Origin of the sequence: Dyella sp. 2YAF14, from assembly GCF_052114725.1 — a bacterium.
Lineage (GTDB): Bacteria > Pseudomonadota > Gammaproteobacteria > Xanthomonadales > Rhodanobacteraceae > Dyella.
In genome coordinates this window covers 272,094-280,239 of the sequence record NZ_JBFRFH010000010.1, presented here as the reverse complement: position 1 = coordinate 280,239, position 8,146 = coordinate 272,094, and the positions used below count along the sequence as shown (strand labels likewise).

At 59.5% G+C, this 8,146-nt stretch carries 5 protein-coding genes and 2 rRNA genes; 4 read left to right on the top strand and 3 right to left on the bottom strand.

From position 1 onward, the window contains the following. Positions 1 to 25 precede the first annotated feature (25 nt). The 4 genes from AB4Y82_RS15465 (at position 26) to AB4Y82_RS15450 (ending at position 4,276) form a co-directional block, all read left to right on the top strand. Positions 26 to 2,906: ribosomal RNA gene (locus AB4Y82_RS15465) — 23S ribosomal RNA — on the top strand. A 42-nt stretch (positions 2,907 to 2,948) separates the two neighbouring features. Further along, positions 2,949 to 3,061, top strand: a 5S ribosomal RNA gene (gene rrf, locus AB4Y82_RS15460). A gap of 198 nt (positions 3,062 to 3,259) precedes the next feature. Continuing rightward, positions 3,260 to 3,943, top strand: a complete 684-nt coding sequence (locus tag AB4Y82_RS15455) for a rhomboid family intramembrane serine protease (RefSeq protein ID WP_441602698.1) — start codon at positions 3,260 to 3,262, stop codon at positions 3,941 to 3,943. 9 nt (positions 3,944 to 3,952) lie between these two features. Continuing rightward, positions 3,953 to 4,276: a DUF1820 family protein gene (locus AB4Y82_RS15450; RefSeq protein WP_046970761.1), complete on the top strand. Its 324-nt coding sequence runs from the start codon at positions 3,953 to 3,955 to the stop codon at positions 4,274 to 4,276. An 8-nt stretch (positions 4,277 to 4,284) separates the two neighbouring features. On the opposite strand, the gene AB4Y82_RS15445 is transcribed toward AB4Y82_RS15450, so the two are convergent. The 3 genes from AB4Y82_RS15445 to AB4Y82_RS15435 form a co-directional block, all read right to left on the bottom strand. Then, the gene (locus AB4Y82_RS15445) at positions 4,285 to 5,406 is read right to left on the bottom strand and encodes a hypothetical protein (protein ID WP_441602699.1); all 1,122 of its coding nucleotides are present in this window, start codon (positions 5,404 to 5,406) and stop codon (positions 4,285 to 4,287) included. A gap of 79 nt (positions 5,407 to 5,485) precedes the next feature. Then, positions 5,486 to 6,208, bottom strand: coding sequence for a glutamine amidotransferase (locus AB4Y82_RS15440; protein ID WP_441602700.1), 723 nt, complete (start codon positions 6,206 to 6,208; stop codon positions 5,486 to 5,488). 38 nt (positions 6,209 to 6,246) lie between these two features. Then, complete coding sequence (locus tag AB4Y82_RS15435) at positions 6,247 to 8,058, bottom strand: GspE/PulE family protein (protein WP_441602701.1); 1,812 nt, start codon at positions 8,056 to 8,058, stop codon at positions 6,247 to 6,249. Between the last annotated feature and the right edge of the window lie 88 nt (positions 8,059 to 8,146).

Genomic DNA, 8,146 nt, shown 5'->3' with positions numbered 1-8,146 from the left:
GCCCTGAGGCGACTTGGGGTTATATGGTCAAGCGACTAAGCGTATACGGTGGATGCCTTGGCAGTCAGAGGCGATGAAGGACGTGGCAGCCTGCGAAAAGTGTCGGGGAGCTGGCAACAAGCTTTGATCCGGCAATGTCCGAATGGGGAAACCCACTCCGCAAGGAGTACTGCATGATGAATACATAGTCATGCAGAGCGAACCCGGGGAACTGAAATATCTAAGTACCCGGAGGAAAAGAAATCAACCGAGATTCCGTCAGTAGCGACGAGCGAACGCGGACTAGCCCAAAAGTTTCTAGTGTTTTAGCCGAACGGTTTGGAAAGGCCGGCCATAGCGGGTGATAGCCCCGTAGGCGAAAGGGCATTAGAGATGAAATTGAGTAAGGCGGGGCACGAGAAACCCTGTCTGAATATGGGGGGACCATCCTCCAAGGCTAAATACTCCTGACTGACCGATAGCGAACTAGTACCGTGAGGGAAAGGCGAAAAGAACCCCGGAGAGGGGAGTGAAATAGACCCTGAAACCGTATACGTACAAGCAGTGGAAGCCCGCAAGGGTGACTGCGTACCTTTTGTATAATGGGTCAGCGACTTACTGTCAGTGGCAAGCTTAACCGTATAGGGGAGGCGAAGGGAAACCGAGTCTGAATAGGGCGCATAGTCTCTGGCAGTAGACCCGAAACCGAGTGATCTATCCTTGGCCAGGTTGAAGGTGCGGTAACACGCACTGGAGGACCGAACCCACATCTGTTGCAATAGATGGGGATGAGCTGAGGATAGGAGTGAAAGGCTAAACAAACTCGGAGATAGCTGGTTCTCCTCGAAAGCTATTTAGGTAGCGCCTCGTATGAATCTTCCTGGGGGTAGAGCACTGTTATGGCTAGCGGGCCATCGCGGCTTAGTAAACCATGGCAAACTCCGAATACCAGGACAGAATGTACGGGAGACACACGGCGGGTGCTAACGTCCGTCGTGAAAAGGGAAACAACCCAGACCCGCAGCTAAGGTCCCCAAGTTATCGCTAAGTGGAAAACGATGTGGAAAGGCATAGACAGCCAGGAGGTTGGCTTAGAAGCAGCCACCCTTTAAAGAAAGCGTAATAGCTCACTGGTCGAGTCGGTCTGCGCGGAAGATTTAACGGGGCTAAGCGATACACCGAAGCTCGGGGTGCATTACTTTGTAATGCGCGGTAGAGGAGCGTTCCGTAAGCCTGTGAAGGTGGATTGAGAAGTCTGCTGGAGGTATCGGAAGTGCGAATGCTGACATGAGTAACGATAATGGGGGTGAAAAGCCCCCACGCCGAAAGCCCAAGGTTTCCTCGCGCAACGTTCATCGGCGCAGGGTGAGTCGGCCCCTAAGGCGAGGCAGAAATGCGTAGTCGATGGGAAGCAGGTTAATATTCCTGCACTTGTCTGTAGTGCGATGTGGGGACGGAGAAAGTTAGGTCTACCGGGCGTTGGTTGTCCCGGGGAAAGGCGGTAGGCATGAAGCGTAGGCAAATCCGCGCTTCTTTATGCCGAGCACCGAGACGAGTCCTATTGGACGAAGTGACTGATACTACGCTTCCAGGAAAAGCCACTAAGCTTCAGCTACAGAGAAACCGTACCGTAAACCGACACTGGTAGGCAGGGTGAGAATCCCAAGGCGCTTGAGAGAACTCGGGTGAAGGAACTAGGCAAAATGGCACCGTAACTTCGGGAGAAGGTGCGCCCTCCGACGTGGTCACATGCGTGACTGAGCGTTAGAGGGTCGCAGTAACCTGGCCGCTGCGACTGTTTATCAAAAACACAGCACTCTGCAAACACGAAAGTGGACGTATAGGGTGTGACGCCTGCCCGGTGCTGGAAGGTTAATTGATGGGGTCAGCCGCAAGGCGAAGCTCTTGATCGAAGCCCCAGTAAACGGCGGCCGTAACTATAACGGTCCTAAGGTAGCGAAATTCCTTGTCGGGTAAGTTCCGACCTGCACGAATGGCGTAACGACAGCGGCGCTGTCTCCACCCGAGACTCAGTGAAATTGAAATCGCTGTGAAGATGCAGCGTTCCCGCGGCAAGACGGAAAGACCCCGTGAACCTTTACTATAGCTTTACACTGAACGTTGAGTTCTTCTGTGTAGGATAGGTGGGAGGCTATGAAACCGAGACGCTAGTTTCGGTGGAGCCATCCTTGAAATACCACCCTGAAGTGCTTGACGTTCTAACCTAGGTCCGTAATCCGGATCAGGGACCGTGTATGGTGGGTAGTTTGACTGGGGCGGTCTCCTCCCAAAGAGTAACGGAGGAGCACGAAGGTACGCTCAGCGCGGTCGGACATCGCGCACTGTGTGCAAAGGCATAAGCGTGCTTGACTGCGAGATCGACGGATCAAGCAGGTACGAAAGTAGGTCTTAGTGATCCGGTGGTTCTGTATGGAAGGGCCATCGCTCAACGGATAAAAGGTACTCCGGGGATAACAGGCTGATACCGCCCAAGAGTTCATATCGACGGCGGTGTTTGGCACCTCGATGTCGGCTCATCACATCCTGGGGCTGTAGCCGGTCCCAAGGGTATGGCTGTTCGCCATTTAAAGTGGTACGCGAGCTGGGTTCAGAACGTCGTGAGACAGTTCGGTCCCTATCTGTCGTGGGCGTTGGAGATTTGAGAGGGGCTGCTCCTAGTACGAGAGGACCGGAGTGGACGTTCCGCTGGTGTTCGGGTTGTCATGCCCATGGCATTGCCCGGTAGCTACGAACGGAAGCGATAACCGCTGAAAGCATCTAAGCGGGAAGCGCGCCTCAAGATGAGATCTCCCGAGACTTCGAGTCTCCTTAAGGCACCATCAAGACTAGGTGGTTGATAGGCGCGGTGTGGAAGTGCAGCAATGCATTGAGCTTACGCGTACTAATGAGCCGTGAGGCTTGACCATATAACCCCAAGACGCTTTGTTTAACGCGCTTCCTGCGCGAGTAAAAGCGGCCATCCAGCTGTGGCCCCACCCGATCCCATCCCGAACTCGGAAGTGAAACGCAGCTGCGCCGATGGTAGTGTGAATTCTCATGCAAGAGTAGGTCACCGCCAGGGGCTTTATCCCTCAAACGCCTTCCCATCCGGGAAGGCGTTTGTCTTTGTGCGCTTTGAAAATTTTGCTGCATCGATACACGGCCAACTGCCACGGGCATCGTCTGAAAGCGCCGAAGTCGTCCGATGCGCGCTGTGCAGCAAAAACTTATCGCCTATGATGCAAAGCTCACCTGAGCTGCAAGCCGCGGAGCGTTTCCAGTGTTTGTCCATGTCGAAACCCGCCGTCGTCGGCATGTCCAATGGGCCACCGTGCTCGTGGTGGTCGTGTGCGTGATCAGTTTCGTCGGCCTGGCCTTGATGCCTGGGCCGCAGCGCATGTCGATGTGGCTCGAATGGGGTACCGTGCCGGCGAACATCTTCGATCCGAAGGCGCCGCTGCTGCCGCAATTGCACGATCCATCGCTGCTACGCCTGTTCACCGCGCTCTTCATCCATCTCGCCTGGCTGCATCTGCTGGGCAATCTATTGTTCCTGGTGATCTTTGGTTTGCCGGCGGAACGCGCACTGGGCTCGCTGCGCTTCCTGCTGCTGTTTGTGCTCGGTGGCATGGTGGCGAACCTAGTCGGTGCGCTTTCGTTGACTGGCGTGCGTTCGCCGATCATCGGCTGCAGCGGCGCCGTGTCGGCGGTGCTGGGAACCTACATAGCGCTGTTTCCCCGCGCGAGACTAGGACTGGTGTTGCCCCTGGGTCTCTACCTGGAATTCGTGCGCGTCCCGGCCTTTCTCCTGATCGGCATCTGGGTGCTGTTGCAGTTGCTCTTCAGCTACGCCGGGCCCAGTTATGGTGCGGTAGTGTGGTGGACGCATATCGCCGGCTTCCTGTTTGGCGTGGTGTTTGCCTTGTTTTCGCGAGAAGGCATCGCGCGGCGTCTACGCGGATAACATAGGCTCATGCGCAACAAGAAACTCTACAAAGTCACCTTCCTGCATCTGGGCAAGTGCTACGAGCTCTATGCCCGCCACGTGGCATCAAGCAGCCTGTGGGGTTTCACCGAAGTCGGCGAACTGGTGTTCGAGCCCGTGGGCGAAGGCCTGCTGGTGGATCCCACCGAAGAGAAGCTGCGCGACGAGTTCAAGGACACGCGCGTATTGCACCTGCCGATGCAATCGGTGGTGCGGGTCGAGGAAGTGGAGAGCAAGGGCGCGCTGGTGATCCGTGATGCCAGCGACGGCCAGAAGATCACGCCGTTTCCGATGCCGCCGCGCGGGCGCTGAATCGCTGGCTAGACGTGGCGGATTACCGCGATCAGGATCTCCACGGCAATCAACACGATGATGGCCAGCTCCATCAGCTCGCCCCGCTTGCTCGATGCCTCTTCATATAACGCCGCGTAGCTGTCGCGGATGATGGCCAGCTTGCGATCGACGGCTTTGCTGACATGCGGTACGCGAAACAACTCGAGTGCCGCCGCATAAACGCGCGCGAGATAAACGTCCTCGGTGACTTGCAGTGCGTTGTCGACTTTCTCGGTGATCTCGGTGACTTCCGCCACGAGCGTGTATAGATGCCGCGCCAGATCGGCGTAGCGTCGCGCTGCAAAAGGGTTGGCGACGTTGTGCGTCGCTTCCACCAGGTCGTACATGCGTGGCAGTTCGGCATCGAGCAATTCGTCGTAGTAGCGCAACTCCAATAGCTGGGCGTTCGCCACTTCGAGAATATCGACCACGTCCGACTCACCGCGCGGTTCGTAGATGAAGGCGCGGTCCCAGGTGACGACGGCCAGATCGTCGGTGTAATACGAAAAGCGCTGCCGCAGCAGTTCCTGGCGAGCAGACTCGGAGAGCGGTCGTGATTCACCGGCAAGCAAGGGCACAAGGTCCAGCTCGTCGTGAAGCGTTGCTGTACTCACGACTCCTTCGAGCGCATGTACCAGGCCCAGTAGATAGTCCTCGTGCAGGACGGCCACACTCGGCCGCAACAGCGCGGGCCCCACGATGTCCGTGATCTGCGCCAGCAGACGCGTCCACGCGTCTGAATCGGAGGCCAGACCAAACGCGGCATCGACTGCATTCACTCGCGCGCTGAAGTCCACCCATGAGAGATCGTCGGCAGGCACGCTGATGGATAAGGCGGCGACTCCGAACTCGTAGAGCCTCGCGAGCGCGGTGGCTTGCAAGGCGCGGCCACCGACATCAACCTCGATGGGACCCAGGGTCAACTCGACGGGTGGTACGCCGAACGTCAGCGCCTTCGTCGGCGCGGTCACCAACCGACTGCGGGCGGCGGCAGTACGCGCCCGTTGCGCCCAAAGTGATTCGGCGGCGGTCAGATCGATGGTGTCGGCAATGTCGACCAGCCGCATCGCAATGACCGATGCGCGGTGTACATGCGGTTGTCGACCCATGGTGTTCGTCCATGTGACGGCGCTCTGTGGAAGCTTCGCGCCGATGGCCCGATTCTAGACCGTGAGCGTGACAGTCATGTCAGCCGGCGGCCAGCCCATGGTGACGCGAGAACTGCCGGAACAGGCGGCGCGCCAGCGGAGTCGGGGCAACCTGCTTAAACGTGTGGTGCGGATCGAAGCCTTCGCGCTTCATGTCGTGGTGCTTGCGGTCAATGTAGGCGCGCATCACATCCGCATTGAATTCAGGATGGAACTGCGCGCTCATCGCGTTCTTGCCGTAGCGGACGAGATGATTCGGGTCGCGCGAGGAACTGGCCAGTACGGTCGTGTTCTTAGGCAGCTCGAGTACGCTTTGTTCATGCGTGGCATGGGCGCGAAATGCAGACGGGAAGCTGCTTGCCAGCGGATCGTTTTTGGCGGCATCGAGCATGTTCAGCGTCACGGTGCCGATCTCGCGACCGCCGGGCAGGTAGTCGACGCGCCCACCCAGGGCATGCGACATCAGCTGATGGCCGTAGCACACGCCGAACATCGGCAGCTCCAGATCCATGGCATCCCTGATCCAGCCCGCCGTGCGTTCGCTCCATGCGGCACGCTCAGTGACCATCGCGGCGGAACCGGTGATCAGTGCACCGGCCACTTCGCTGGGTGGTGGAAGTTGTTCGCCAGCTTCCACGTCGACCACGCGGATGCGCTCCGGCAACAGCTGTGCACCAAGGCGGAACCAGTGGGGAAAGTCACCGTGACGCGCGCGAATGGGAGCAGGGGCGCGACCGGTGCGGATGATCAGGACAGGCTTCATGCGATACGACGAATACGTTGGGTGAGCGAGCAGCGTCGTCAGACGACGCCATGTTCGATGGGCGGAATCACGGTCAGCACTTCCTTGACGGTGGTGACGCCGCGCGCCACCTGGGCCGCCGCGGAAATGCGCAAGGGACGCATGCCTTCGGCGAGCGCGGCGTGGCCGAAATGACCCAGATCCAGCTGCGATGAAATCAATCCGCGCAGGCGCGAGGACAGCGGCAGCATCTCGTAGATGCCGGTGCGTCCCATGAAGCCTGTATTGCGGCACTCCAGGCAACCGACCGGTTTGTAGACCTTCTCGGGCAGCGGCACGTCCCAGCCGTGCGTGAGCGCCGTCCACTCGTGCGGCTCCTGCTCGGTGGCCTGCTTGCAGTGGGCACACAGCGTGCGCACCAGACGCTGCGCCACCACGCCGGTCAGGGTGGATTGGATCAGGTAATGCGGTACGCCCAGATCAAGCAGACGCGTGATCGCGCTGGGCGCATCGTTGGTATGCAGGGTCGACAGCACGAGGTGACCGGTGAGCGAGGCCTGCACGGCCATCTGCGCCGTTTCCAGGTCGCGGATTTCGCCAACCATGATGATGTCCGGGTCCTGTCGCAGCAGCGTGCGCACGCCAGTGGCAAAGTCCAGGTCGATGGCCGCCTGCACCTGCATCTGGTTGAACTCGGGGCTCACCATTTCGATCGGGTCTTCGACCGTGCAGACGTTCAACTCCGGCGTCGCCAGATGTTTGAGCGTCGAGTAAAGCGTGGTGGTCTTGCCCGAACCGGTAGGACCGGTCACCAGCACGATGCCGTGCGGGCGTTCCACCATCGTTCGCCAGGCCTCGCCCTCTTCGGGCGAAAAGCCCAGCTGCGAGAAATCCTTGGCCACGATGTCCGGATCGAAGATACGCATCACCACCTTTTCGCCGAACGCTGTCGGCATGGTGGAGATACGCAGTTCCACTTCACGTCCTGAAGCAGAGCGTGTCTTGATGCGACCGTCCTGCGGGCGGCGCTTTTCGGCCACATCCATGCGCGAGAGGATCTTGATTCGCGCGGTGACCGCGGTCATCACCGGCGGCGGCAGCTCGAATACCTTGTGCATCACGCCGTCGATGCGAAAACGCATCAGGCCGGCTTCGCGGCGCGGCTCCAAATGGATATCCGAGGCGCGCTGTTCGAACGCGTATTGCAGCAGCCAATCCACGATGTGCACGACGTGGCGATCATCCGCGCCGACTTCGCCGCCCTTGCCCAGCTCCAGCAGCTGTTCGAAGTTGAGGATGGCGGAGGAGTCGTAGCCGGTGGTCTTGGCGTCCTGCGCCAGCTGGATCGAGCGTTGTACGCCGTAGAACTCCAGCAGGTAGCGGTTGATGTCGATCGGGTTGGACACCACGCGCTTCACGTCTCGCCGCAGCATCTGCGAGAGGTCGGCCGCCCATGCATTGTCGAATGGCTCGCAGGTGGCGAAGGTCGCTTCGCCCGGCGCTACCGCCACCGGCAGGATGCGATGGCGTTCGGCGTAGGCGCGGCTGACCACCTGGGTCACCGCGGCCACGTTGATCTTCATCGGATCGATTTTCAGGTACGGCAGCTGGGCGTGGCCGGCGAGCCATTCGGTCAGCGCCTCCAGGCTCAGCGGTCGGCCCGGATCGCGCTGGTTGGGCAGCTTGGCGTTGGCCACCAGCACCAGCGGATGCAATTCCACGGTGGCGCGGCCGCTGCGCGAGCCCATGCGCACCTGCTTGGCGTCTTCGGCGAGCAGATAGCCGTCGACCACCAGCGTGGCGAGCATTTCATCCAGCGCCAGCCGACTGCGGCGGCCGAGCAGGGACACTGTTTGCGGCGAAGCGGCCATGCGGCGATCTCTCCGATAGGCTTTCTGCGCTGGATTCCAGCGGAGAAAGCGGTCCCGGCTATACTAACCCGCTTTATTGAAGCCCACG

Bases quoted from the DNA above. Each gene is read 5' to 3' on its own strand.
- AB4Y82_RS15450 (WP_046970761.1), top strand. From the start codon at position 3,953: ATGCGCAACAAGAAACTCTACAAAGTCACCTTCCTGCATCTGGGCAAG.
- AB4Y82_RS15435 (WP_441602701.1), bottom strand. From the start codon at position 8,058: ATGGCCGCTTCGCCGCAAACAGTGTCCCTGCTCGGCCGCCGCAGTCGG.
- AB4Y82_RS15445 (WP_441602699.1), bottom strand. From the start codon at position 5,406: ATGGGTCGACAACCGCATGTACACCGCGCATCGGTCATTGCGATGCGG.
- AB4Y82_RS15440 (WP_441602700.1), bottom strand. From the start codon at position 6,208: ATGAAGCCTGTCCTGATCATCCGCACCGGTCGCGCCCCTGCTCCCATT.